16 protein-coding genes, 5 tRNA genes and 1 other RNA gene are annotated in these 24,603 nt (G+C 69.4%); 18 read left to right on the forward strand and 4 right to left on the reverse strand.

The features are described 5' to 3' along the window. The 9 genes from FL344_RS33320 to ffs form a co-directional block, all read left to right on the forward strand. Positions 1-3,222 (forward strand): tetratricopeptide repeat protein (locus FL344_RS33320; RefSeq protein WP_141621359.1); only part of this gene is annotated, 3,222 nt, incomplete at its 5' end. A 146-nt stretch (positions 3,223-3,368) separates the two neighbouring features. Next, positions 3,369-4,649: a serine--tRNA ligase gene (gene serS / locus FL344_RS33325; protein WP_141594009.1), complete on the forward strand. Its 1,281-nt coding sequence runs from the start codon at positions 3,369-3,371 to the stop codon at positions 4,647-4,649. Between the two features lie 93 nt (positions 4,650-4,742). Next, a tRNA-Ser gene (locus FL344_RS33330) sits at positions 4,743-4,829 on the forward strand. 44 nt (positions 4,830-4,873) lie between these two features. After that, positions 4,874-4,963, forward strand: a tRNA-Ser gene (locus tag FL344_RS33335). Positions 4,964-4,992: 29 nt separating this feature from the next. Beyond that, positions 4,993-5,069 (forward strand) — tRNA-Arg (locus FL344_RS33340). Positions 5,070-5,089: 20 nt separating this feature from the next. Next, positions 5,090-5,554 carry a tRNA adenosine(34) deaminase TadA gene (gene tadA, locus FL344_RS33345; RefSeq protein ID WP_090491911.1) on the forward strand — a complete coding sequence of 155 codons (465 nt, stop codon included), beginning with the start codon at positions 5,090-5,092 and terminating at the stop codon, positions 5,552-5,554. A gap of 5 nt (positions 5,555-5,559) precedes the next feature. Continuing rightward, positions 5,560-5,646, forward strand: a tRNA-Ser gene (locus tag FL344_RS33350). Between the two features lie 12 nt (positions 5,647-5,658). After that, positions 5,659-5,745 (forward strand) — tRNA-Ser (locus tag FL344_RS33355). A gap of 30 nt (positions 5,746-5,775) precedes the next feature. Next, positions 5,776-5,868, forward strand: an RNA gene (gene ffs, locus FL344_RS33360) — signal recognition particle sRNA small type. A 60-nt stretch (positions 5,869-5,928) separates the two neighbouring features. Here ffs and FL344_RS33365 read toward each other — a convergent pair. Continuing rightward, positions 5,929-7,386 carry a glycosyltransferase family 39 protein gene (locus FL344_RS33365; RefSeq protein ID WP_228565555.1) on the reverse strand — a complete coding sequence of 486 codons (1,458 nt, stop codon included), beginning with the start codon at positions 7,384-7,386 and terminating at the stop codon, positions 5,929-5,931. A gap of 157 nt (positions 7,387-7,543) precedes the next feature. On the opposite strand from FL344_RS33365, the gene dnaX reads away from it, so the two are divergent. The 4 genes from dnaX to recR all read left to right on the forward strand — a co-directional run bounded on the left by dnaX (position 7,544) and on the right by recR (position 11,031). Beyond that, positions 7,544-8,752, forward strand: a complete 1,209-nt coding sequence (dnaX, locus tag FL344_RS33370) for a DNA polymerase III subunit gamma/tau (RefSeq protein ID WP_090491909.1) — start codon at positions 7,544-7,546, stop codon at positions 8,750-8,752. A gap of 256 nt (positions 8,753-9,008) precedes the next feature. After that, positions 9,009-10,019 carry a DNA polymerase III subunit gamma/tau gene (locus FL344_RS33375; protein ID WP_228565556.1) on the forward strand — a complete coding sequence of 337 codons (1,011 nt, stop codon included), beginning with the start codon at positions 9,009-9,011 and terminating at the stop codon, positions 10,017-10,019. A gap of 94 nt (positions 10,020-10,113) precedes the next feature. After that, positions 10,114-10,431: a YbaB/EbfC family nucleoid-associated protein gene (locus tag FL344_RS33380; RefSeq protein ID WP_011552030.1), complete on the forward strand. Its 318-nt coding sequence runs from the start codon at positions 10,114-10,116 to the stop codon at positions 10,429-10,431. A 6-nt stretch (positions 10,432-10,437) separates the two neighbouring features. Further along, on the forward strand, positions 10,438-11,031 hold the full coding sequence (recR, locus tag FL344_RS33385; protein WP_011552029.1) for a recombination mediator RecR: 594 nt from the start codon (positions 10,438-10,440) through the stop codon (positions 11,029-11,031). Positions 11,032-11,067: 36 nt separating this feature from the next. On the opposite strand, the gene FL344_RS33390 is transcribed toward recR, so the two are convergent. Genes FL344_RS33390 through FL344_RS33400 form a run of 3 tightly spaced genes read right to left on the reverse strand, consistent with a single transcriptional unit; the run spans position 11,068 to position 16,624 of the window. Beyond that, complete coding sequence (locus FL344_RS33390; RefSeq protein WP_141621361.1) at positions 11,068-13,008, reverse strand: protein kinase; 1,941 nt, start codon at positions 13,006-13,008, stop codon at positions 11,068-11,070. Positions 13,009-13,010: 2 nt separating this feature from the next. Further along, complete coding sequence (locus FL344_RS33395) at positions 13,011-14,981, reverse strand: FecR domain-containing protein (protein WP_141621362.1); 1,971 nt, start codon at positions 14,979-14,981, stop codon at positions 13,011-13,013. After that, the gene (locus tag FL344_RS33400) at positions 14,978-16,624 is read right to left on the reverse strand and encodes a carboxypeptidase regulatory-like domain-containing protein (protein WP_141621363.1); all 1,647 of its coding nucleotides are present in this window, start codon (positions 16,622-16,624) and stop codon (positions 14,978-14,980) included. Before FL344_RS33400 ends, FL344_RS33395 begins: the two co-directional genes overlap by 4 nt. A gap of 197 nt (positions 16,625-16,821) precedes the next feature. Between FL344_RS33400 and mglB the strand changes: the two genes are divergently transcribed. The 5 genes from mglB (at position 16,822) to FL344_RS33425 (ending at position 24,499) form a co-directional block, all read left to right on the forward strand. Next, positions 16,822-17,301: a gliding-motility regulator GTPase-activating protein MglB gene (gene mglB / locus FL344_RS33405; protein ID WP_002637270.1), complete on the forward strand. Its 480-nt coding sequence runs from the start codon at positions 16,822-16,824 to the stop codon at positions 17,299-17,301. 11 nt (positions 17,302-17,312) lie between these two features. Then, on the forward strand, positions 17,313-17,900 hold the full coding sequence (gene mglA / locus FL344_RS33410) for a gliding-motility regulator Ras-like GTPase MglA (RefSeq protein WP_002637269.1): 588 nt from the start codon (positions 17,313-17,315) through the stop codon (positions 17,898-17,900). Positions 17,901-18,021: 121 nt separating this feature from the next. Next, positions 18,022-18,726, forward strand: a complete 705-nt coding sequence (locus tag FL344_RS33415) for a dihydrolipoamide acetyltransferase (RefSeq protein WP_141594006.1) — start codon at positions 18,022-18,024, stop codon at positions 18,724-18,726. Positions 18,727-18,737: 11 nt separating this feature from the next. After that, positions 18,738-21,167, forward strand: coding sequence for a tetratricopeptide repeat protein (locus FL344_RS33420; protein ID WP_141621364.1), 2,430 nt, complete (start codon positions 18,738-18,740; stop codon positions 21,165-21,167). Continuing rightward, positions 21,167-24,499 carry a tetratricopeptide repeat protein gene (locus tag FL344_RS33425; RefSeq protein ID WP_194863348.1) on the forward strand — a complete coding sequence of 1,111 codons (3,333 nt, stop codon included), beginning with the start codon at positions 21,167-21,169 and terminating at the stop codon, positions 24,497-24,499. The genes FL344_RS33420 and FL344_RS33425 overlap by 1 nt, the downstream gene beginning before the upstream one ends. The last annotated feature ends 104 nt before the right edge of the window (positions 24,500-24,603 follow it).

The following is a 24,603-nucleotide window of genomic DNA, read 5'->3' on the forward strand; positions in this document are numbered from 1 at the left end:
CCCCAGGCCCTGGAGTTCGCGGACCTGCCGGCCCCCGCCGCACCGGACCTGTCGTTCGACTTCAACGAGCCACCCGCGCCCGGTGCGGACCCGTTCGCCGTCGACTTCAGCGCCCCACCGGCCCCCGCCCCCGCGGCGGATCCGTTCGCCGCCGATTTCGGCTCCGCGCCAGCGCCGGGTGCGGACCCGTTCGCCATCGACTTCTCGGAGCCCCCGGCCCCCGCGCCAGCCGTCGCCGTCAACCCGGCCGTGGACTTCGGTGACGTGGACTTCGGCGCGCCTTCCTCGCCCGGCATCCCGGACTCACTCGAGTTCGACCCCACCGCCCGGCCGGATGACGACCTGGAAGCGGACCTCTCCGACCCGCTGCCGCCGCCGCCCAATGCGGGCCCTGCGGACGGCCTGGAGATGCTGTCCTTCATCGACGACGCCGCGGGCAAGGACGGCGGCGCCCAGGCGGGCGCCAAGGTGCGCCGTTTCCACGTCCGCCGGCGCTCGGGCAAGGTGTTCGGCCCGTTCGACGAGGGCGTCATCGTCAAGATGCTCGAGGACGGGCAGCTCCTCGGGAACGAGGACGTGTCGCTGGACTCGGAGACCTGGTCCGCCATCGGCACGGTGCCCACCTTCGCCGCCGCCATCCAGCGGCTCATGGAAGGCCCCGCCAAGCTGGTGACGCCCACCGCGGCGCCTGCCGCGGCCGTCGTCGACGCGCCCCGCGTGGACGGCGCCAGCCCGCAGGCCAACATGAAGCGGCTGGAGCAGCTCTATGAAGGCCGCATGGCCGCGGTGTCCGTGGTGGACCGCAGCGGCAACACGGAGAAGTGGAAGAAGCGCGTCCCGATGATGATTGCCGCGGGCGTCGCCGTGGTGGTGGCGGGCATCGGCGCGGGCACGGAGTTCGGCACGCGCTACGGTGCCTTCGGCCGCCGCGCCCTCTTCCCCCCCCGCATCTCCGAAGGCTCGGCCGAGGCGAAGCAGGTGGCGGACGCGAAGCAGGCGCTGCTCACGGACACCTTCGCCAGCTACAAGCAGGCCCGCGAGCTCAGCGCCAAGGTGCTCGCGCAGAAGGAGTACCCGGAGGTGCGCTCGCTGTGGTGCCAGTCCGTCTACTACCTCCAACGCCGCTACGCCGCGGGCAATCCGAACGAGCTGAGCCGCTGCCGTCAGGACCTGGCGGACATCGAGTTCCTGGGAGAGAAGGACGTGGACGTCATCAAGGCGTCCGCGGCGATCGCGCTCACCTCCCGGCAGGCGGACTCGGTCATCCCCACCCTGAGCGGCGCCTACGGCCGCGAGGACACCCAGGGCGACCTGGAGCTGGCCTTCCTGCTGGCCGAGGCCTACTCGCAGAAGCGCGACGAGAAGCGCGCCCTGGACACGCTGAACAAGGTGCTGGCGAAGAACCCGAAGTCCGCCAAGGCCCACCACGCCGTGGGCAACCTGCACCAGGCCGCCGACCGCGCCGACGAAGCCGCCGCCGCCTATGCCGCGGCCCTGGAAGCGGACCCCAAGCACGTGGCCTCCGCGGTGGAGCTGGCCGCGGTGGAGCTGCTGGTCCGCAAGGACGTGGCGAAGGGCACGGAGGCCGTTGAGCGGGCGCTGGCCGAGGACGTCCAGTCCGCGCTGGGCCCCGCGGAGCTGGCGCGCGCCCGCGGCCTCAAGGGCGTGGCGATGTTCCAGAAGCACCAGCCGAAGGAGGCTGAGGCCGAGCTCAAGGCCGCCCTGGAAATGGACGCGAAGTCCACCTTCCTCCGGGGGCAGCTGGCGCGGGTGCTGCGCGCCCAGCGCAACTTCGAAGGCGCCCTGCCCATCTACAAGGCGCTGGCGACCGAGGAGCCCAACAACCTGGAGTTCGCGGACGGCCACATCACCGCGCTGGTGATGACCGGGAAGATGCAGGACGCGCTGGAGGCCGTGAAGAAGGCCAACGGCGTGTTCCCCAACGAGGCGCGCATCGCCTACCTCTACGGACGCATCGAGGACGCGCTCGACAACCTCTCCGACGCGGAGGGCCACTACAAGCGCGCCATCGCCGCGGACGACAACCTGGTGGAGGCCCGCCTCTACCTGGGCCGCTTCTACCTGGCCCAGCGCCGCAACGCGGAGGCGCGGCCTCAGCTCGAGGAGGCGGCGAAGAAGGCACCGGAGAACGCGGGCGTGCGCGCGGGCCTCGGCGAGCTGGCCCTGGCGGAGAACAACACGCTGCTGGCCCAGCAGGAATTCGAGCGCTCCGTGAAGCTCGACCCCATCCTGGCGGACGCCCACCTGGGCCTGTCCCGCGTGGCCCTGCTGACGGACGACCTGGAGACGGCGAAGGTGGAGGCCAACCGCGCCCTGGAGCTGGACCCGCACCTGCTGAAGGACGGCCGGCTGCAGCGCGGGCTCGTGCTGTGGCGCCTGGGGCAGTTGGAAGAGGCCGTGGCGGAGCTGGAGAAGGCCAAGACGGAGGACCCGCGCTCCACCACCATCCCGATTACGCTGGGCGCCGTGCTGCTGGAGCGGGGCGATTTGCCGGGCGCGGAGAGCAACCTGGGCCTCGCGCTGAGCAACGAGCCCTCCAACCACGAGGCGCTCTATTACCTGGCGCTGGTGAAGGCGAAGCGGCTGGAGTTCACCCAGGCGCTGGACAGCATGCGCAAGGCCGTGGAGCGGGCCCCCAACCGCCCCGACTACCACTACGCCTACGGCGTCATCCTGCGGGACGCGAAGAACCTGCCGGACGCCATGAGCGCGTGGCGCAAGACGGTGGAGCTGGATGGCGCCCACGCGGACGCCCACGAGGCGCTCGGCCATGCGCTGCTGGAGGGCAGCCAGTTCGACGAGGCCATCACCTCGTTCGAAGCCAGCCTCAAGGCCGACCCCCGCCGCACGCGGGTGCTGGGCTCCATTGGTGATGCGTACTTCGCCGCCGCGCGCTGGAACGACGCCATCAAGCGGTACCAGTCGGCCCTGAAGGCGGACCCCAAGCTCACCTACGTCTATTACAAGGTGGCCCGCGCCTTCACCGAGCAGGCCCAGCACGCCAAGGCCATCGACTGGTACCGCAAGGCCACCAGCCTCGATTCGGAGAACCCCATGGCCTACTACTACCTGGGCTTCGCCTATAAGGAGCGCAACAAGCGCCGGGAGGCCGTGCAGGCCTTCAAGGACTACCTCTCCCGCAAGCCGGACGCGACCGACAAGAAGGACATCGAGGACGAAATCTACGACCTGCAGAACTGAGGTCGTCGTCCGCCGGACGTCTCCGCGCCCGGCGCCTCCCCTCCCCCACGGAGTCAGGGCGGAAGGGGGGGCGGCGTCCGGCCTTGAGCACCCCAGACGTGAGGAACCTTGCTGGCCTCACCGGGGGTGACTACAAGGCGTGCTCCATGCTGGACCTCCGGAACGTTGCGCAGAACTTCGATGCGGTGGTCGCCCGGCTCAAGACGCGGGGCGGCAACCTGGATTTGGGCCCCTTCCAGCGGCTCTTCGCCGAGCGCCGCGAGCTGTATGTCTCCGTGGAGTCGCTGGCCGCGCGCCGCAACGCCGCCAACGAGGAGATGAAGCGCAAGGCGAAGGAGGACCCGAAGGCGCTCGACGCGCTCCGCGGTGACCTCCGCGCCGTCTCCCAGGAAATCAAGGAGAAGGAAGCGCGCCTCAAGGACGTGGAGGAGGAGCTCAACCGCATCCTCCTGCTCATCCCCAACGTGCCCCATGAGTCCGTCCCCGAGGGCGGCGGCGCCGAAGACAACGTCCAGGTGAGCATCTGGGGACAGAAGCCCGACCTGCTCTTCGCCCCCAAGCAGCACTTCGAGCTGGGTGAGAAGCTGGGCATGCTCGACTTCGAGCGCGCCGCCAAGGTGTCTGGCAGCCGCTTCACCTTCTACAAGGGCGCACTGGCCCGGCTGGAGCGGGCGCTCGTCACCTTCATGATCGACGTGCACACCAGCAAGGGCTACACGGAGCTGCTCCCGCCCTACCTGGTGCTGCGCGAGACGATGATGGGCACCGGTCAGCTCCCCAAGTTCGAGGACGACGCCTTCAAGACGTTGGGCGAGCCGGAGCGCTTCCTCATCCCCACCGCGGAAGTGCCCGTCACCAACTACCACGCGGACGAAATCCTCGAGGGCGAGTCCCTGCCCATCCGCTACTGCGCCTTCAGCCCCAGCTTCCGGGCCGAGGCGGGCGCCGCCGGCAAGGACACCCGCGGCCTCATCCGTCAGCACCAGTTCCACAAGGTGGAGCTGGTGAAGTTCGCCCACCAGGAGAAGAGCCTGGACGAACTCGAGACCATGACGGACGACGCCTGCGACATCCTCCGCCGCCTGGGCCTCCACCACCGCGTCATGCTCCTGTGCACCGGAGACATGGGCTTCGCCGCCCGGAAGACGTACGACATCGAGGTCTGGCTCCCCGGACAGAACAGCTACCGGGAGATTTCGTCCTGCTCTGACTGCGGCGACTTCCAGGCCCGCCGGGCGAAGATTCGCTACCGGGCCCAGAGGGGGGACAAGCCCCAGCTCGCCCACACGCTCAACGGCAGCGGCCTGGCGGTAGGCCGGACGACCATCGCCATCCTGGAGAACTACCAGCGCGAGGACGGAAGCGTGGCCATTCCGGAGGCGTTGGTGCCGTACATGGGCGGCTTGAAGGAACTGAAACCGATTTGAGTCTGAATCCGGCTTGCAACGCGCGAAGAATCAGGTAGAAGGGCGGCCCCACGGACGTCGGTCCGCGGGGTGCCTAGTCGGCCCTGATGGTATGGAGGCGTGGCCGAGCGGTTGAAGGCAGCGGTCTTGAAAACCGCAGAGGGTGCAAGCTCTCCGTAGGTTCGAATCCTACCGCCTCCGAGTTTTTGTTCTTGAATTTGTTGGCTCTTTGACAGAGAAGAGTTGGAGAGATGGCCGAGAGGCTGAAGGCACAGGTTTGCTAAACCTGCATACTCGAAAGGGTATCGAGGGTTCGAATCCCTCTCTCTCCGCCACTTGTTGTTGTAGCAGCGCCGGAAGAAATGCTCCCTTAGCTCAGCTGGATAGAGCGTCGGACTACGAATCCGAAGGCCGGAGGTTCGAATCCTCCAGGGAGCGCCACTTCTTTCGAGCAGTTCTCCATGAGTGACGAAGCTTTCATGCAGCAGGCGCTATCGCTCGCGCGGGAAGCAGCGGAACTCGGAGAGGTCCCCGTAGGTGCGGTGGCGGTGTTCAACGGTGAAGTCGTTGGCACTGGATTCAATCGCCGCGAAGTGGACCGCAACCCGCTCGCTCACGCAGAGATGTTGGCAATGGATGCCGCAGCCCGGAAGATCGGTGCCTGGCGGCTCTCAGGCGTCACCCTGTATGTGACACTTGAGCCATGTGCCATGTGCGCCGGAGGTCTGGTGCAGTCTCGCGTGACACGACTCGTTTTCGGTGCCTTCGATCCGAAAGCCGGTGCGGTGGGTTCGCTGTACAACCTGGTTGAAGAGCCTCGACACAATCACCGGCTCCAAGTCACGAGTGGTATCCTGGCGGACGAGAGCCGCCTGCTTTTGAAGACGTTTTTCGGGCGCTTGCGTGCGAAGAAACGTGACAATTGAATACTGGAGAGCTGGCCGAGTGGTCGAAGGCACCTGACTCGAAATCAGGCATACCGGCAACGGTATCGTAGGTTCGAATCCTACGCTCTCCGCTCCAGATTTTTGGAGAGGTGGCCGAGCGGTTGAAGGCGCACGCCTGGAACGCGTGTATATCTGAAAGGGTATCGTGGGTTCGAATCCCACCCTCTCCGTTGTTGTTTCTGCAGTACGTGGTTACATTCTTTATGGTCGGGACAACGTGGGGGCGTGAACCCCGCCAGGTCCGGAAGGAAGCAACGGTAGCGTACTTCCGCGTGTGTCCCGGCCGTCCTTTTTGAAGAGCCGGTGTCCTGTCAAGGGCACCGGCTCTTCGCCTTTGCGGGCTGGCCGCTCCCCTACTCGCGGGAGAGAATCGTCTCGCGGCCCACCTTCCGGACGATTTGGAAGCCGCCAGCCTGGAGCTCGGCGAGCGCGCGGTCCTCGAAGGTGACGGCGCGGTTGAACGTCCTGTCCCGCAGCGCGCGTTGGAACGCGCCGTCGTGGGGCCAGTCACAGGTGAGCCAGGGAATCCGCTTCCCCAGGTAGAAGTAGCCGCCCGAGCCCCACAGCCCCTCATTGACGATGAGCAGCCCCCGCGCATTGCCCCGGGCGGCGGCGACAATCGCGCGGAACTGGTCTGCTCGCAGGTCCCCGGGTGGGAAGAAGGCGGCCGCGCTCATGCTTGCGGCCAGCGCGAGTCCGGCCAGGCCCCACCGCCCCGTTGGCCGAGCAAGCTGGACGAGGCCCGCCGCCACGGGTGGCGCCGCGGCCAGCACGCCCAGCACCAGGCCGGGATAGAGGAAGCGCTCCTCCTTGTGCGCGGTGGCCAGGAGCACGCCGGTGTACACGGCGGCGCACCACAGCGGCAGGGACAGGGCGCGGCGCTGGCGAAGCGCGGCGATTCCCACGGGCACTGCGGCCCAGGCCCAGAGCGGCACGGCGGTGAGCAGCGGCTTCACGTAGAAGCTGGGTGCGTCGGCTCCGAACTGAGCCGCGGCCTTGCCCGAGAAGACGTTGAAGCGCGCATAGGCGAAGAAGGAGTGGAACGGCGAGCCCCACGTCGCCCAGTCCAGCACGCCGAGCGCCACCGCCACGCCCAATCCTCCAGCGCACGTGAAGGCGAGCAGTCGCCACCGGCTCGCCGCCGCCAGCCACACCAGCGCCGCCAGGACGAAGACGGCCGACGGGTAACGGGCCACCACCGCCAGCCCCAGGGCCATGCCACCCACGAGCCCTGCCCTTGCGAGGCGCTCTCTCCGGTCCAGCGCCTCCACGGCGACGATGAGCAGCGAGGCGGAAATCGACTCGGCCATGGTGCGCCCCGCGAAGACGAGCAATGGCCCGTAGAGCCCCACGAGCAACGTCGACAGCAGGCCCCCCGCGGTCCCCGCTCGGCGCTGGGCGAAGCGGTACGCGGCCCAGAGACTCCAGGCGTGCAAGGCCACCTGCGGAATGGCCACCACGACGCGGTAGGCCCGCGGGTGGGTGATGCCCAGCAGGTCCGCCAGCTTGAGGAAGCCCGCCAGGACGCCGGGCACGGCCCAGTTGCGGAGGCCCTCACGCCACTCCCAGGCCAGGACGCCGTAGCCGTGGACGCGCCACCACGCGGGCTCCAGCGACTGGTACACCTCATCCGGGTGGATGCGACCCAACTGCACCACCGCGATGAGGCCAGGCAGCAGCGCCACTGTTCCTAGCACCCAGCGCATCCAGTTCCGTACCGGCGCCTCGTGGGGCGTGGCCCCGGGCGTTAGAGAGGTGGGCTCGGGTGTCGGGATGGAATCAGCGGGCGTGGCAGGGAGGGGGGCGGACACGGGCGCGGCCGACTCTTTCCGCCCGCGTTCCCGGACGCAAGGTGTGAAGCGTTCGCCTGCCAGCCCAGGGTCCGAGCCCGACGGGGAGTGGAATCCCACCTCGTGGGAGGGCAACGACATGGATCATTCACGCCGCCGTGTTTAGATGACGCCCCCCATGAGCTACCTCGTTCTCGCCCGCAAATGGCGCCCACAGAAGTTCGACGACATGACCGGACAGGAGCACGTCGTCCGGACGGTCGCGAACGCCATCAAGATGGACCGGGTCGCGCACGCGTACCTGTTCTGTGGACCTCGTGGCGTGGGCAAGACGACGGCCGCGCGACTGCTCGCCAAGGCGCTCAACTGTGAGAAGGGCCCCACCGCCCAGCCCTGTGGCGAGTGCCGCGCCTGTACGGAGATTGCCGCCGGCACCAGCGTGGACGTCGCGGAAATCGACGGTGCCTCCAACAACGGCGTCGAGAACGTCCGCGAGATTCGCGAGAACGCGAAGTACCTGCCCCAGCGGGACCGGCACAAAATCTACATCATCGACGAGGTCCACATGCTTTCGGGAGCGGCGTTCAACGCGCTGCTCAAGACGCTGGAGGAGCCGCCCGGGCACGTGAAGTTCATCTTCGCGACCACCGAGGCGCACAAGCTCCCGGACACCATCCTGTCGCGGTGCCAACGCCACAACTTCCGGCGGATTCCGGCGGCGCGGATGCTTCAGCGTCTCCAGGAAATCTGCAAGGCGGAGGGCGCTGGTATCTCCGACCGCTCGCTGTCGCTGGTCGTGCGCCAGTCCGAAGGCGGCATGCGCGATGCGCTGAGCCTCCTGGACCAGGTGCTCGCCTCGTGCGGCGCCAACCCCTCCGACGAGGAAGTGGCCGACGCGCTGGGCGCCATCGACCGGACGTTGGTGCAGGACTTCGCCGATGCGCTCGTCCACAAGGACGCGAAGCGGGTGCTGGAGCGGGTGGAGGAAGTCTTCAACCGCGGCCTGGACTTGAAGCGCCTGGCCGAGGAGCTGGCCTTCCAACTGCGGCATCTCTTCGTCACCAAGACGCTGGGCAAGGCGCCCGACGAGCTGGCCGAGTCCGAGCAGAAGGCGCTGATGGCGCTGGCCCAGGACGCGGAGGCCGCGCAGCTCACGCGCTTGTTCGACGTGGTGCACGGCTGCATCTGGGATGTGTCGCGTGCGGCCCAGCCTCGGCTGGCCCTGGAGATGGCGCTGCTCAAGGCCATCCAGTTGTCGCCGGGTGGTTCGATTCCCGAGCTGCTTGCCCGCGTGGACAAGCTCGCGGCGGGGATGGGTGAAGGTTCTGCGAAGTCGAACGCTGGAGCGCCGGGAGGTCGCTCCAGTCCCACGAACTTTCGCGCCTGAAACACGACACGACGCTTCCATGATGCAGGCGGCTGCCCCCACCCCACGTCCGTGGGAAGCGAGGGGTGCGCCCGTGGCGCAAACGCCTGTGCGCGCCAGCGAGCCGCCAGCGCCGATGGCGGCCGTGCGCCAGGACGAGCCGCCGCGCACGAGGCCCGCCGCCGATGAGGTTCGCCCGCCTGAGCCCTTCCATGGCAGCGCGCATGTAGGAGCCACGCGTCAGGACGAGCCGCCTCGTATTGCGCCTCCCGGCGCCATGCATCCGGCCGAACCGCCGCCGCCCGGGCCCCACCTGGACGGCCTGTCACCGGCAGCGAGCCGCCCCCTGTCGTTCCTCCGCAACAGCGGCGGCGCCACCCCGTCCCCTCAGGGCTACCAGGCCACGCAGATGGTCCCCTCCGGCCCGGTGATGGAGGGACTGTCGCCTTCCGCCGCGCGCCCGCTCTCATTCCTCCGCAACGGCGGCTCGGCCCAGGCGCCCACGGCCCCTACGCCTCCGCCCTCGGTGCCCCCCGCGGGCGCCACGCCGCTGTCGCGCACCACCGAGCCCGCGCCATCGGTCCGCGTCACCAACATCCGCCGGCCCGAGCCCATCGCGCCGCCGGAACCTCCGCCCTACGCGGAGGAAGAGGACGCGCGCTACTACCCCGAAGAGAACTCCCCCGAAGGCTGTGCCTCCGGCGAGTGCCTCCCCGAAGTCGCCGCCGCGCCGCCGCCTGCGTCCGAGCTCGTCATCCAGCACGAGTCCGAGCCAGAGCCAGAGCCGCCCCCGCCGCCCCCTGTCACCCGCTCTCGGGACAACCCCAACCTGCCCCTCATCGAGCGTTGGCGGGCCGCCGTGGAGACGGTGAAGGCCTCCCATCCCCGGCAGGGCGCGGCGCTCTCCAACGGGCGATTGATGTCCATGAAGAACGGCGAAATCGTCCTCGGCTTCCTGCCCGTGGCCGGCTTCCACCGCATGGCCGTCAACTCCACCGCGGGCAAGGCCGCCGTGGACAAGGCCCTGGCCGAGCACTTCGGCCGCCAGGTGAAGCTCACCATCCAGGATGCGTCTCCGGACGACCCCCGTCTGGGCCCCAGTCTGGCCGACCAGGACGCACAGACGCGCGCCGCCCACGAGAAGAACACGGACAGCAAGGTCCGCAGCCACCCCGCCGTCCGGGCGGTGCTCAAGTTCCTGGGAGGCGAAATCGAACACATCCAGGTCTACGAGCCCGAGCGCCCCGGGGCCGTGCCAGCGGACGACACCTCCGACGACAGCGCCTGACAACCGCCTCGCGCAACGGTAGGGTGGCGCCCCATTCCACGCCGGGGCGGGGCCATGTCCGTGGCGCCCGCTCCCACGAGCACCGAGGAAGCATATGCCTGGCGTCGACCTGAACTACTTCATCCGGCAGGCGAACAAGCTGACGGAGAAGATTGAAGAGCGGAAGCAGCAGTTGGCGGAAGAGAGCGTGGAGGCCAAGGCCGGTGACGGCCGGGTCACCGTCGTCGCCAACGGCATCCAGGAGATCCGCAGCATCAAGATCGACAAGGAAGCCATCGACCCCAACGACACGTCGATGCTCGAGGACCTCATCACCGCCGCTGTGAACGCCGCCCTGGCGAGCAGCCGTCAGCACATGCAGCGCGAGCTCGCGAAAATCTCCGGCGGCGTCAAGATCCCCGGCATTACCTGATACCGGATGACCCCCGATCCGCTGAATCGACTCGTCGCCCAGCTCGCGAAGCTGCCAGGCATCGGCGAGAAGACCGCGCAGCGCCTCGCGTTCCACATCCTGCGGGCGCCGGGTGAGTATGCCGCGGAGCTGTCGCAGGCCATTCGCGAGGTGAAGGAGAAGGTGCACCTGTGCGTGCGCTGCTTCTCCCTCACCGACGCGGAGACCTGCAACTTCTGCCGGGACGCTCGGCGCGACGAGCGCGTGCTGTGCGTCGTGGAGACGTTCGCGGACCTGATGGCGCTGGAGCGCACCCGTGAGTTCAAGGGCCGCTACCACGTCCTGCACGGCGTGCTGTCTCCCCTGGAGGGCGTGGGCCCCGACCAGCTCCGCATCCGCGAGCTGCTGGAGCGCCTCAACGACAGCCGGGTGGAGGAACTCATCCTCGCCACCAACCCGGACGTCGAAGGCGAAGCCACCGCGCTCTACCTGACCCGCCTGCTCAAGCCCATGGGCCTGCGTGTCACCCGCATCGCCCAGGGCCTGCCCATGGGCGGCGACCTGGAGTTCGCCGACCAGGCCACGCTCGCCAAGGCACTCTCCGCCCGCCGCGACCTCTAGGCCACGCGCGGTGGCGGCGCGAGCTTCCTCGCGCCGCTACTGCGTCACCCGCCACGAGAAAGGCATCACCACCGTGACCTCCTGGTCCCGGTGAGGAGGGAAGCGAAGGCGCTCCGCCTGGGCCTCCAGGCAGCGGCCCACGCCCGACGAAGCCAGCGGTCCCCGCGTCCCCGCCCGCACCTTGCCCGACGAGACGATGGTGAGCTGCACCTGCACCTCGCCCTGGCTCGAAGGCAGGTCCGCCTTGTAGCGCTCGAAGCACGTGGTGATGCGCGCCCGTCCACGCGAGACGACACGCTGCACGTCGTCGATGCCCAGCGTCACCCGCTTCTGCGACGAGGCCTTCTTCGACCGCACAGGTGCCGCGTCCGCCCCTTCTTCATCCGCCTCCGGCTCGACGTCGGACGCAGCTCCTGCAAGTCCGGCTTCGTCCGTCTCCGTCGCGCCAGCGGCATCCACGGAAGGCCGCGCCGAATCCGTCTCGGCCACGTCTCCACCCGCCCCATTGGCCACGGCGTCCGTCAGAGAACCGGCCTCAGCGGCGGCCCCCACGGGTGCCACGGCCTCCATCGGCGCGTCGGCCTGAGCGGCACCAGCCTCCGGTGCCACGGCCTCCACGACGGGCGCCGTGGCCGGCACCAGCGACACCGAAGCGGGCGTCGTCATCCACTGCCGATATCCAACGATGCCCGCCGCCGCCAGCATCAGGCCGCCCGCCAATCCCACCGCCAGCGTACGCCAGCGTCGGCCTCCGGCCGTGGGCGCAGGCTCCGGCGACGTCGGCCCACGTGAGGCCGCGCCATGGGCAGGCACGCCTGGCGAGGAAGGCCGCATGGACATGCCGGGGCGCTGGGCGGACGTGGCATCCCCCTCCCGAGCAAGCACGCCATACAGGTTCGTCCCGTGCGCCTCCGCCCCCGGAGCCTGCCCCTGCGCCCCTGCCGCGGCGCCTCCGTACGTGGCGGTGAGCGTGGCCAGCGTGGGAATGCGTGAGCGCTCGGTGAAGCGCTCCTCGCCAAAGTGCCCCTTCAAGAAGGCGCCGAGCGGCATCGCGCCCGAGCCGCTGAGATGCTCCGAGAGGAACGTCTCCAGCGCGTCCGCGAACGCCTCCGCGGTGGGGTAGCGGTCCTCCGGCTTGAAGGCCATGGCCTTCAGGAGGATGGCCTCCAGTTCCTCGGGCAAGTCCGGCCGCAGCTCGCGCGGTGGCTTGAGCTCGCCCTGCAGCAGCGCGTTGAGCACCGCCAGGTCGTTCTCCCGGGAGAAGGGCCGCACATGGGTGAGCGCCTCGTACAGGCTCACGCCCAGCGCGAAGATGTCCGCGCGGCGGTCCACCTCCTTGCCGCGCGCCTGCTCCGGCGCCATGTACATGTACTTGCCCTTCACCACGCCCGTGCGCGTGTTGACGAGCCGCGACTCGGCCTTGGCGATGCCGAAATCCAGCACCTTCACCTGTCCCTGGTACGTCAGGTACAGGTTCGACGGAGAGATGTCGCGGTGGACGACGTTCAGCGGCTGCCCGGCCTCGTTGGTGAACTCGTGCGCGAAGTGCAGCCCGCGCGCCGCGTCGATGAGGACGCGGAGCACGACGGGGAGCGGCACGTAGTGGCGCTTGCGCCCGGCCAGCCGCAGCGTCGTGGAGAAGTCCTCGCCCGCGAGGTACTCCATGCAGATGTAGTAGCAGCCATCCGCGAAGCCCAGCTCCTGAATCTGCACGATGTTCGGATGGGCCAGCTTCGCCGCCAGCCGCGCCTCGTCCCGGAACATCTCCACGAAGTCGGGGTTGTTCGTCAGGTGCGGCAGCATCCGCTTGATGACGACGTTGCGCTCGAAGCCGTCCGCGCCCAGCAGCTTGGCGAGGAAGATTTCCGCCATGCCGCCTTCGGCCAGCTTTCGCACGAGCACGTACGGGCCATAAGGCTGAAGCAGGGGCACAAGGCCCGCTTCCGTCACAGGCAGGGTCGTCTGGGGGGGGGACATCCTCACGGCCCTCGCTGTTTCAGAGTGCGCACCGTATGGACCGCCGGGGCACCAGGACGCGTCATCTTAAACACCAATACGGGCGGCGAGCCCACCGGCTCCACCCAGGTGTTGAACCGGTGTTTGCCATCCAGCGCCACCGGGCGTCCATTGATGGATAGGCGGGCGTCCACAGGTGCGACACCGGCCGCGCGCACCTTCGCGCCCGCGGCCTGCCCGTTGCGCGGTGTGGACACCATGAGCACCGGCACCGAGTTGTCGTAGACCAGTTCCAGCTTGTTCATCCGTCCCCCCTTGAGCTGTGCACCCGTGGCGGAAAGCGGCGTGACGGACCAGAGGTAGTTGCCCTCGCTCAGCGCACCGGCGTCCAGCGCGGCGCGAGCCTCCGTCACGGTGCGTTCGGCCACCGGCGTATCCAATGCCCCCGCGCGGTACACCGCCACACGGTAGCGCGCCGCGGAGGTCTCCGAGGCATAGGTGAAGGTCACCGCCGGAGGCTTGTCCTGGTAGAAGATGGTCGTCTTCTCCGGCCCCTCGGGCACCACGTTGCGCACCCGCGCCAGCGAGCGCACCGCGCGCTCCGGCGCGAACGACGCGCTTCCCGACACCTGCGTCCCATCCTTGCGGCGCACCCGCCAGTGGAGCATGCCGCGCACCGGCGCGGGCACGTTGATGAAGGGGCGGTACACCGTGCCTGACAGCACCGGCCGCGTGAAGGCCGCGTCCTCCGCGACCTCCACCATGGCCTCGCCCTCCCCTTCCCAGGTGATGGCCACCTCCTGCAGTCCTGGATGGAACACCTCGGCGCCGTCGACTACGCCCAGGGCCAGCGGCGCGGGCGCGAGCGGCTCGACGCGTGGCGCCTGCGCGGAGGACGCCTCGACCGTGGCGCGCTCACCCGCGCGCAGCGCCTGCCGGGCGTCTCCGCGAACCAGCGTCACCTGTCCGGTGAGCGCATCCACCAGATAGCCCGCGGCCGTGCGGCGCACCGCCAGCCGCGCTTCACCGCCGCCCTCCACCTGCAGCCCCGGCAGCACCAGCCGGCTGGTACGCCCTCGCGCGAGCTGCAGGTTCAGCCAGCCCCTCAACAAGTCGAAGCGCGCCTCGTCCGTGGCGCCGCCCTGCTCCGCGGACGTCAGCACCAGCTCCGCGTCCGAGCCCAGAGACGCCACCGTGGCCGAGCCCTCCAGCGCCAGCACCGCGGAGCCTCCGCGCCGGGTGCGCACGCTGCCTCCCGGAGAGAGCACCTCGCCCTGCTTCGCCACCGGACGCCAGTCCGACGCCCCCTTGGCCCGCACCTCCGCGCGCCCCGTCGCCAGCCGTACCGTCACCGGAATCGGCGCCAGCTCCAGGACACGCACCCCGCGGGCCACCAGCTCCGTCCGGCCGGACGTCGCCTCCACCGCGTCGCCTTCGGACGCGCGCAGCGTCTTGCCATCGCGGCCCACGAACTCGATGGCGCCCAGCCGCACCTCGACGCGGCCCGCGTCCTCGGCCACCTGCACGCGAACCTCGCTGGGTTCATCCGCCCCCACGCGCGTGAGGCCGAAGGGCGTGCGGATGGTCAGCGCCACCTTCGAGCCCTGGCTCGTGCGCGTCGCACCAGCGGGCACGCGCGACAACAGGATGCCGCGCTCCACTTGAAGCACGATGCCTCCCGAGTCCGCGCCCAGCGCGAAGCGCGCGTCCGGTCCCACCTCCACGGAACGGCCATCCGGGAATCGCACCGTGGCCGCACCACCCGCGGCCGTCTCCACCGCGTCGCCCCCGTACAAGGGCCCCTCTTCGGCGGGCGCCCGCTTGCCACCTCGCTCCAGGCGCACGTCGCCGCTCAAACCCTCCAGGCGGCCCAGCACTTCGCCAGCGCCGGCATCGACCACCGCCGAGGGCCCGGGAGGCGGCGCCACGGCGTCATCATCACACCCCGCGACGAGGAGCAGCAGGACCAGGAACCAACAACGCGGGGCACTCACCGTTTCCTCCTCGGGAAGAGGTCGACATTGAGGATGGTCCGCTCCCCCTCGCGCAGGGTGATGACCTTCGTCTGGGACAAATGCCCTCGCGCGGAGATGGTGATGCGGTAGGTGCCACCCCGCACCTGGACATTGAAAGCCCCCTTCGCATCCGTGCGCGCGCGCACCCGGGCCTTCGTGATGAGGAGGGTCGCCGCCAATGGCTTGCCCCCTCGCACACTGCGGACCTGTCCCACCAGCGTGGCCCGAGTCCCCTTCTTTTCCGGCGCCAGTGGCACCGACAGCGTGGACTCCTGCCCGGCGAGGACCACCGCCGCTTCATCCGCGGACCGGAAGCCGGAAGACGCCACCGCGACCGCCACGGGCCCCGGAGCCAGGTCCCTCACCACCACCTGCCCTGCCAGGTCCGTGCGCACCTGGGCCGTGCCCACCGACACACGGATGTCCGGCAGCGGCGCACCCGTCCGCGCATCCACCACAGTCACTCGCAGCGCGCCCGTCGGTGGCGGCAGTGGCGCGGCTCGGACCTCCAGCTCCGCGCGCGTGCCCTCCTCCACCGTGGCCGTCGCCTCCGCGGACGCGTATCCCTCCGCCGTCACCTGCGCGGACACCGGCCCGGGCGACAGGGACGCCACTTCGACGAGGCCTTGCGCGTCCGCCACGTGCGCCTCACCCTCCACCATGACCCGCGCTCCGGGCAGCGGCGCGCCCGTCCGCGCGTCGAGCACGTGAAACCGCACGCTCCCGGGCACCACCACCGGCACGGGCACTGGCCGCGTCGTCCGGACACCGCCATGCCACGCCAGCTCCAGCGCCGCGCCCATCCGCCGCAAGCGCTGCCGGGACTGCGTCCCATCCTCCAGCGTCACCGTGTCCTGCACGTGCTGGAAGTCCAGCACCAGCGTGCCCGTCCAGCGCTCCGCTCGCCGCAGCGGCACCAGCAGCGCGCCACCGGCGGAGAACCCCGTCGCCTCCGCCCGGGCGCCCGTGGCGTCGCGCACCGACAGCGAGACCGGCAGCTCACCGCGCGCCTCCAACTGCAGCCCCAGCATCAGCGGAAATCGCACCAGGCCGCCCACCACCGCCGCATGCCGCACGCCCTTAAGGAACACGGGCTCGGCCGAGTCACTGAAGTGGGGAAGCTGCGAGAAGCCATAGCCCGCGCCCAACTCCGCGCGCACCGGGCCCAGGAAGGCGCGCGCCCGGGGGCCCACCGAGGCCCGCCACAGGCTGCCACCGGTGATCCGCAGCGCGCCCTCCCGCAGGTCGAAGGCCTCCCGCTGCAACCCGGCCCACGCGCCCAGCCAGGACGTGCCCAGCCACGCAGTGCCCACGGCCGCCACGTCGTTCGGCGTGAAGCCCTCATAGGTGAGCCCGGGCCCTACATCCGCCTGACGACCGTCACGGAGGGAGAGCCCGTAGCGAAGACGCGACGAGGCGTGCTCGGCCACTTCCTCCGCGTGGGCGGGGGACGTGGCAAGCAGGACGAGGAGCACCAGCGCCAGGCGCGCCACGAAGCAACGCGGGAGAAGCGGGGGCGGCAAAACGCAGCGGAGTATAGAGAAAGCCGGGAAGGCCCCCAACCCCGTGGGACGGGCTCTTTCAGGCCCCACGCTCCCAGGGTGCGGATCCGTGGCCTCCACCCCACAGTGCGTCCGGAGGGCGTGGGAACGGGCACGGAACCTCCTCCAGGAAGCGGAAGGCTTCTTGCTGGAGTGGATACGCTTTGCTAAGCATCCTGACGGTCGGTAGCGCCTCGTCTAACCTCGTGGATTCACTCTAGAAACATCGGAGCGTCGCCATGAGCGGGACGAGCGAACGCTGAGGAGCGCATACGCCCATGGGCACGCAACTGGTGATGTACGAAGAGGAGTTCACCAAGATCAACGCCGTTTGCGACCGGCTTACCAAGGACGCGAACGCGAAGGTGGTCTTCCTCGTCGACAAGAACGGGCAGCTCATCTCCTCCGCGGGTCAGACGCAGAACATCGACACCACGTCACTGGCCTCGCTGACGGCCGGTAACGTGGCCGCGATGGGTGGCCTGGCCAAGCTGATTGGGGAGAACGAGTTCCCCAACCAGTTCCACGAGGGGGCCAAGGACTCGCTGTACATGACCATCGTCGGCAGCCGGGTCGTGCTGGTCGTCATCTTTGACAACCGCACCAGCCTCGGCCTCGTCCGCCTTCGCATCAAGAAGGCCAGCGACGAGCTCACGAAGATCTTCGAGAGCCTGGTGAAGAAGACTGACAGTCCTGGAGCTGGGTCGCCCTTCGCCGAGATCTCCGACGACGATATCGACAACCTCTTCAGCGAGTAACCCGGGAAGCCATGTCCTTCATCAACTACTCATCCCGCGAAATCAACTGCAAGATTGTCTATTACGGGCCCGGGCTCTGCGGGAAGACGACCAACCTTCAGTACATCTACAACAAGACCGCCGCGGAGACGAAGGGCAAGCTCATCTCCCTCTCCACGGAGACGGACCGCACGCTCTTCTTCGACTTCCTGCCGCTGTCGCTCGGTGAGATTCGCGGCTTCAAGACGCGCTTCCACCTGTACACGGTGCCCGGTCAGGTCTTCTACGACGCCAGCCGCAAGCTCATCCTCAAGGGCGTGGACGGTGTCGTGTTCGTGGCAGACAGCCAGATCGAACGTATGGAAGCGAACATGGAGTCGCTCGAGAACCTCCGCATCAACCTTGCGGAGCAGGGCTACGACCTGAACAAGATTCCGTACGTCATCCAGTACAACAAGCGCGACCTGCCCAACGCGGTGACGGTGGAGGAGATGCGCAAGGCGCTCAACCCCCGCAACATCCCGGAGTACCAGGCCGTGGCTCCCACGGGCGTGGGCGTCTTCGACACGCTCAAGGCCGTGGCCAAGCTCGTCCTCACCGAGCTCAAGAAGGGTGGTTGAAGCAAGCGCCCAGGCGGGCGACTCCGGTCCCCGCCCACGGCGTGGCAAGACGTCCTACAGGCAAGGGTGCTATGTCCTCCCTTGCCGTCAGGTCGGACCGTCTGCCCACTGAGGTCGTACCGTGCGTGTCGCCGCCACCTTCCCGCTCCTCGCCCTGCTGAGCGCCGCCCTCTGTGGGCCGGCGCTCGCGCAGGAGCCCGCCGCAACCGCTCCCCCGTCGGCATCGGCCGCAGCGACCGCGGACGAGGCGTTCGACACCCGCGTGAAGACGCTGGAGGAGAACGTCGTCGACCTGAAGGAGAAGATCTACCGCTCCAAGGCGCGCCTGCTCCTGTTGCAGGAGACGGTGCTGGGCGGTGACGTCTCCACGGGCGCTCGCGCCGTCATCATCCACAAGAACGAGATGGGTGGCTCCTTCGAACTGGAGTCGGTGGCGTACGCGCTCGACGGCGCGCCCGTCTACACGCAGGTGGATGAAGAGGGCCACACGGACCTGGGCAAGCGCGAGCTCTTCGAGGTCTTCAATGGCCGCATCGTCCCGGGGCAGCACCAGCTCGCCGTGCGCCTCGTGTACCGGGGCAATGGCTACGGCGTGTTCAGCTACCTGGAGGGCTACAAGTTCAAGGTGCAGTCCAGCTACACCTTCAGCGCGGAGCCGGGGAAGACGTCCACCGTGCACGTGGTGGGCTACGAGCAGGGCGGCATCACCACGGACCTGAAGGACCGGCCCGCGGTGCGCTACGACGTCTCCGTCGCGCGTGAGTCGGGCCGCAAGGCCGCGCCCGCCGCACCACCGCCCGTCACCCGTTCCACTCCCGGTCAGTAGAGGACCAGACGGTGAACGCGTCACTCCGCGCCCTCGCTCTCGCGGCGGTCCTGCTGGGGCCGGCGGCCGTCCGTTCCGCCGAGCCCGCGCAGGTGCCCGCGCCCCCGCCGACCGCGCGCGACCTGTCGCCGCGGCTCGACGCGGTGGAGAAGGGACTGCTCGGCGTCGAGGAGAACCTCCGCTTCGTGGAGACGCAGTTCACCCAGCGCGCCGAGCCCAGTGACGACGATGCCCTCGCGCGCCGCTTCTCCGACGGCGAAATCCACTACCTGCTGGGCGACTGGCCGGCGGCGTCCGTCCTCTTCTATGACCTGGTGAGCGACCCGCGCTTCCGCCCGCATCCGCGCTATCCGGACGCGCTGTTCTACCTGGCGGACTCGCTCCTGGAGCAGCGCAACGACATTGGCGCGCGCCTGTACCTGCGCGAGCTGCTGGCCCTGCCCCCGACCTCCGGGCACTACCGCGAGGCCCTGTCGCGCTACCTGACGGTGGCCGGCCGCCTCAATTACTTCGAGGGTGTCGAGGCCTACGTGGCGCAGGCCCGCGCGCTGTCCGGTGGACAGCTGTCCCCGGAGATTGCCTACGTCCACGCGAAGTGGCTGTTCCGACGCACGGACCTGTCTCCGGCGGACCGCATCGCCCAGGCCCGCGCCGCCTTCACGCCACTGGCGCAGGCGCCCAACGGCGCCTTCCGGCTCCAGGCCGCCTATCACCTGGGCGTGTTGTCCGTGCAGGAAGGTGACCTGCCCGCGGCCATCACCCGCTTCCAGCAGCTGGCCACCCCGCCCTCCGCCCAGGCCGCACAGGCCGCTCCGGGCAGGACGGGTCCTCGCCGCTCCGCGCCCACGCCGGAGGAGGAAGCCCGCCGCATCCGCGAGCTGGCGCTGATGTCTTTGGGGCGGCTGCTGTACGAGACGGGCCGCTTCGACGACGCGCTGGACCGCTATGGCCAGGTGCCGCGTGACAGCGAGTCCTTCCCCGACTCCCTCTACGAATCCGCCTGGGTCCACGTGCGCCGGGGCCACTACCAGCAGGCGAAGAACGCCATCGACATCCTCCTGCTGGTGGCGCCCGACTCGCAGCTCGCCGCCGAAGGCCGCATCCTCCAGGGCAACCTGCTCCAGAAGCTGCGCCGGTACGATGAGGCGACCGACACCTATACCCAGGTCATCGACACCTTCCGGCCCCCCAGGGAGCAGGTGGATGCGCTGCTGAGCTCGCACAGCGACCCGGTGGCGTACTTCGACCGGCTGCTGGTGCGCGCGGACGGCCCGCTGGACATGCGCACGGTGCTGCCCCATCTGGTGCTGAAGTACGCCACCACGCAGCGCGAGGTGGCGGACGCGGTGCAGACGGTGGAGGACATCGACAGCGGTCGCCGGGGCCGGAGCGAGGCCTCGGCCATTGCCCAGCGCATCCTCCACGCCCTGGACACGCGCGGCCTGGAGACCTTCCCGGAGCTGCAGGAGGCCAACACGCGCGCGGACGCGGTCGACACCGCCCTCACCCAAGCGGAGGCGGAGCTGGTGCGGGTGGAGACGCTCGCGATGCAGGCCGTGCTCACGCCCGCCGAGCTGGCGCGGCTGACGGAGGCCCAGCACGCGCGTGAAGCCCTGGAGCGCCGCTTCTCCGCGCTGCCCACCTCGTTGAAGACGCTGGAGGACCGCCGCGAGCGCATGCAGCGGCGCGTGGACGAGTTGGACCGCGAGGCCCACCGGCTCGACTTCGAGCTTCAGTCGCTCAACGCCATCGCCGCTTCGATACGCAAGTGGGTGGATGACTCGCGGACTCACCGGCAGACGCCTCCGGACGAGGAGCGCGAGTTCCTGCTGCAGTTGCAGGCCGAGGTCCAGACGCTGAAGGACCTCAAGACGGAGCTGACCGCCACGCGCGCGCGGCTGGCGGACGAGCGCAACGCCGTGGACACCACCCTGGCCGGCGAGCGCGCCATCCGCGTCGCCTATGCCGATTCCCTGCGGCGCGAGCACGCCATCCTGCGCGAAGCGGAGCCCCGGGCGGACGCGGAGGTCCTGGCCACGCTGCGGCGCACCCAGGGCGTGCGCGGCCGGCTGGACGGCCTGCGCGAACGCGTGACGACGGCCCGGAACGTGGTGCGCGAGCGGCTGGAGCGCCGGGGCCGCGTCAACCGCGAGAAGGTCATGGCCGAGCAGCAGCTCCTGGAGCGCTACGAGGCCGAAGTCGCCGCCGTCTCCGGTGACGCCAGGCAGTTGGTGGGCCGCATCGCCTACGACAGCATCCGCCGCGTGCGACAGCAGTTCTACGACCTGGTGCTCAAGGCGGACGTGGGCGTGGTGGACGTGGCCTTCAACGAGAAGCAGGACAAGACGACGGCCATCCAGACGCTCTCCACGCAGAAGGACGAGGCGCTGCGCGAGCTGGACGCCGAGTTCCAGGACGTCCTGTCCGAGGTGAAGGAGTGATGCGCTCCCCTCTCCTCGCCGCGCTGCTCGCCCTGGCTGGCCCCGCCTCCGCCGCGGAGGCTCCCGCCGCGCCCGCGGCCCCCTACCTCCAGGGCATGGGACGCACGCCCGAACAGGAGGCGCTGTTCCAGGAGGTGAGCAGCGCGCTGGAGCTCTACGAGTCCGAGGCGCGCGAGTTCCACCGTGAGGTGCAGGAGCTGGTGGAGCAGCGCTATGAGCAGAAGCGTGGCGCGCTGGCGGCCTCCTACGAGAAGCGCCTCAAGGACCTGGAGGCCCAGGAGCGCCGCGAGCGGCTGGACGCCATTGCCCGGTTCGAGGAGTTCCTGCGCCGCTACCCCACCGAGCCGCGCTTCACGCCGGACGTGATGTTCCGCCTGGCGGAGCTGTATTACGAGCGCTCGTCGGACGACCACCTGCTGGCGATGAAGGACTACGCGGAGCGGCTGGAGGCGCACGACAAGAACCCGGACGCGGAGTTCCCCACCGAGCCTCGCGTGGACTACGCGCCCTCCATCGCGCTCTACCGCAAGCTGCTGGCCACCTTCCCGGACTACCGCCTCAACGACGGCGCCTGGTACCTGCTGGCCTACTGCCTGGAGAAGCAGGACCAGTACGACGACAGCCTCCACGCGTACCAGCAGCTCATCGCGCGTTACCCGCAGAGCCGCTTCGCCACCGAGTCCTGGGTGCGCATCGGCGAGTACTGGTTCGACAACTACGAGGACCCACAGGCCCTGCCCAAGGCCGCGCAGGCCTACGAGGCCGCCACGCGCGACGCCTCGCACCCGCTCTACGACAAGGCGCTCTACAAGCTCGGTTGGACGTACTACCGCCTGGACCGCTTCGAGCCAGCGGTGGCGTCCTTCCTGACGCTGGTGGAGTTCTACGAAGCCCAGCGCGTGGCGAAGGGCGACGCGACGGCCGGCGGCGACCTGCGCGAGGAAGCCCTCCAGTACGTGGCCATCTCCCTGGCGGACGACACGTGGGGCGGCATCGCCCGGGCGGATGCGCTCTTCGCCGAGCGTGGCCCGCGCCCCTACGAGGCCGAGGTGTACCAGCGGCTGGGCAACGTCTACTTCGACCAGACGAAGCACGCGCCGGCCATCGAGGCCTATCGCCGGGTGCTGCAGAAGGCGCCGGACGCGCCGGACGCGCCCCTGGTGCAGCAGCGCATCGTCCAGGCCTACGAGCGGGACCGCCTGCTGGGCCTGTCCTTCGCCGAGTCCGAGGCCCTGGCCAACCTCTACCAGCCCGGCGGCGCCTGGTACGAGAAGAACAAGGGCGACACGGCGGCCATCGCCCGTGCCAACGCGCTGGCCGAGCGCAGCCTGTACGGCAGCGCCACCTACCACCATCAGCAAGCCCTGGTCTTCAAGCAGGAGGGCAAGTTCGAGCAGGCCCGGAGCGCCTTCGACATCGCCGCCCGCGCGTATGGCACGTACCTGGAGCGCTTCCCGCGGACGAAGAGCGCGGGCGACATGCGCTTCTATTACGCGGAGTGCCTCTACAACGCCTTCCAGTTCGCCGCCGCCGCGCGCGCCTACGAAGAGGTGCGCGACACGGACGCGGCCAACCAGCACCGCCCGGACGCGGCCCTCAATGCGGTGCTCGCGTGGCAGAAGCAGCTCACGCTGGACATCCAGGCGGGCACGGTGCCGGAGTCCAAGGCGCTGCGCTCGACGGAGCGTCCTCCGGGCCAGGCCGTGAAGCCCCGCCCCTTCGCGCCCACCGAGCAGAAGCTGGTGGCCGCCGCGGACGCCTATGTGGCCCTGCTGCCCGCTGGAGAGAAGGCGCCCGGCATCGCCTATCAGGCCGCGGAGCTGTACTACTCGCACGACGACTTCCCCGAGGCGCGCCGCCGCTTCGAGGCCATCATCCAGGCGTACCCGAGCCACGAGGTGGCCCGCTACGCCACCAACCTCACCATCGAGACCTTCCTCATCGACGAGGACTGGCGGAGCGTGGAGTCCGTCAGCGCGCGGCTGGCCAGCAACGACAAGGTCATCGACCCGTCCAGCGACCTGCACAAGCAGCTGGTGAAGTTCAAGCTCGCCGGCCGCTTCAAGCTCGCCGACCAGCTCATGGCCGAGTCGAAGTACGAAGAGGCCGCGGCGAAGTACATCGAACTGGTGGACGAGTCGCCCCGCCACGAGTTCGCGGACAAGGCCCTCAACAACGCCGCGGTGGCGCATGAGAACACGCGCCGCTTCGACTCCGCCCTGAAGCTGTACGAGCGCATCTACCGCGAATACCCGTCGTCCCCGCTGGCTGGCGGGGCGCTGTTCCGCGTGGCGGTGAACGCGGAGAACTCCTACGACTTCGACAAGGCCGTCGTCAGCTACCAGAAGCTGGTGAAGGACTACCCGGACTCGAAGGACCGGGAGGCGGCGCTGTTCAACGCCGCGCGCCTGCTGGAGGGCCAGCAGCGCTACCCGGAGGCCGCCGCCGCCTTCATGCGCTACGCGGACCTGTTCCCCAAGGCGGAGGACGCGCCCAAGAACCAGTACCGCGCCGCCATCATCTACGAGAAGCAGGGCAACCCCCGTGGCGAGGTCCGCGCGCTGCAGGAGTTCGTGCGCAAGTTCGCCTCGCAGTCCGGACAGGTGGAGCTGGTGGTGGACGCGCACCGGCGCATGGGAGACGCCCACCAGAAGCTGGGCAGCGCGCGCGAAGCGCAGAACGCCTGGGCGCGGTCCGCGGCGGAGTTCGACCGGCGCAAGCTCCAGCCGGACACGCACCCGCTGGCCGCGGATGCCGCCGCCTACAGCCGCTTCCAGCTGGCCGAGCTGGAGTTCCAGAAGTTCGACAAGCTGAAGATTGGCGGCAAAGGCAAGGCGCTGGAGCGCAGCTTCACGGCCAAGCGCAACGGCGTGAAGTCCGTCAACACCGCGTACGCGCGCGTCTACCCGTACAAGCAGTTGGAGTGGACGCTGGCCGCGCTCTACCGCCGGGGCTACGCCCTGGAGCGCTTCGCCAACACCATCATCGAGACGCCTGTCCCGGCGGAGGTGAAGCGGATGGGCGAGGAGGCGGTGGTCGTCTACCAGGACGCGCTGGTCCAGCAGACCACCGCGCTGGAAGAGGCCGCCGTGGAGAGCTACGCCGCCACGCTGGCCGAGGCACGGAAGAACCGCCTCACCAACGAGTGGACGCGCCGCACGCTGGAGTCCCTCAACCGCTTCCGGCCCAAGGAGTACCCGGTGCTCAAGGAGCCCAAGCAGGCGCTCGCCGCGGACGCCACCTACCCGGATGGGCTGGTGGGCAGCATCAGCGGCCCCGTGCGCTCGACGCCGCAAGAGGGCCCGCGCCTGTCCGGGGAGGGAACGAAGTGAGTCCTGGCCCGCGTCTTTCATGTGCCCGCGCGCTGCCCTCCGTGGTGCTGGCCTCCAGCCTCTGGCTGTCCGCGTGCGTCACCCCCCCGCCGCCACCCGGCCAC

The organism is Myxococcus sp. AB036A, assembly GCF_006547355.1.
GTDB lineage: Bacteria > Myxococcota > Myxococcia > Myxococcales > Myxococcaceae > Myxococcus > Myxococcus virescens.

Bases quoted from the DNA above. Each gene is read 5' to 3' on its own strand.
- serS (WP_141594009.1), top strand. From the start codon at position 3,369: ATGCTGGACCTCCGGAACGTTGCGCAGAACTTCGATGCGGTGGTCGCC.
- tadA (WP_090491911.1), top strand. From the start codon at position 5,090: ATGAGTGACGAAGCTTTCATGCAGCAGGCGCTATCGCTCGCGCGGGAA.
- dnaX (WP_090491909.1), top strand. From the start codon at position 7,544: ATGAGCTACCTCGTTCTCGCCCGCAAATGGCGCCCACAGAAGTTCGAC.
- FL344_RS33375 (WP_228565556.1), top strand. From the start codon at position 9,009: ATGCATCCGGCCGAACCGCCGCCGCCCGGGCCCCACCTGGACGGCCTG.
- FL344_RS33380 (WP_011552030.1), top strand. From the start codon at position 10,114: ATGCCTGGCGTCGACCTGAACTACTTCATCCGGCAGGCGAACAAGCTG.
- recR (WP_011552029.1), top strand. From the start codon at position 10,438: ATGACCCCCGATCCGCTGAATCGACTCGTCGCCCAGCTCGCGAAGCTG.
- FL344_RS33390 (WP_141621361.1), bottom strand. From the start codon at position 13,008: ATGTCCCCCCCCCAGACGACCCTGCCTGTGACGGAAGCGGGCCTTGTG.
- mglB (WP_002637270.1), top strand. From the start codon at position 16,822: ATGGGCACGCAACTGGTGATGTACGAAGAGGAGTTCACCAAGATCAAC.
- mglA (WP_002637269.1), top strand. From the start codon at position 17,313: ATGTCCTTCATCAACTACTCATCCCGCGAAATCAACTGCAAGATTGTC.
- FL344_RS33425 (WP_194863348.1), top strand. From the start codon at position 21,167: ATGCGCTCCCCTCTCCTCGCCGCGCTGCTCGCCCTGGCTGGCCCCGCC.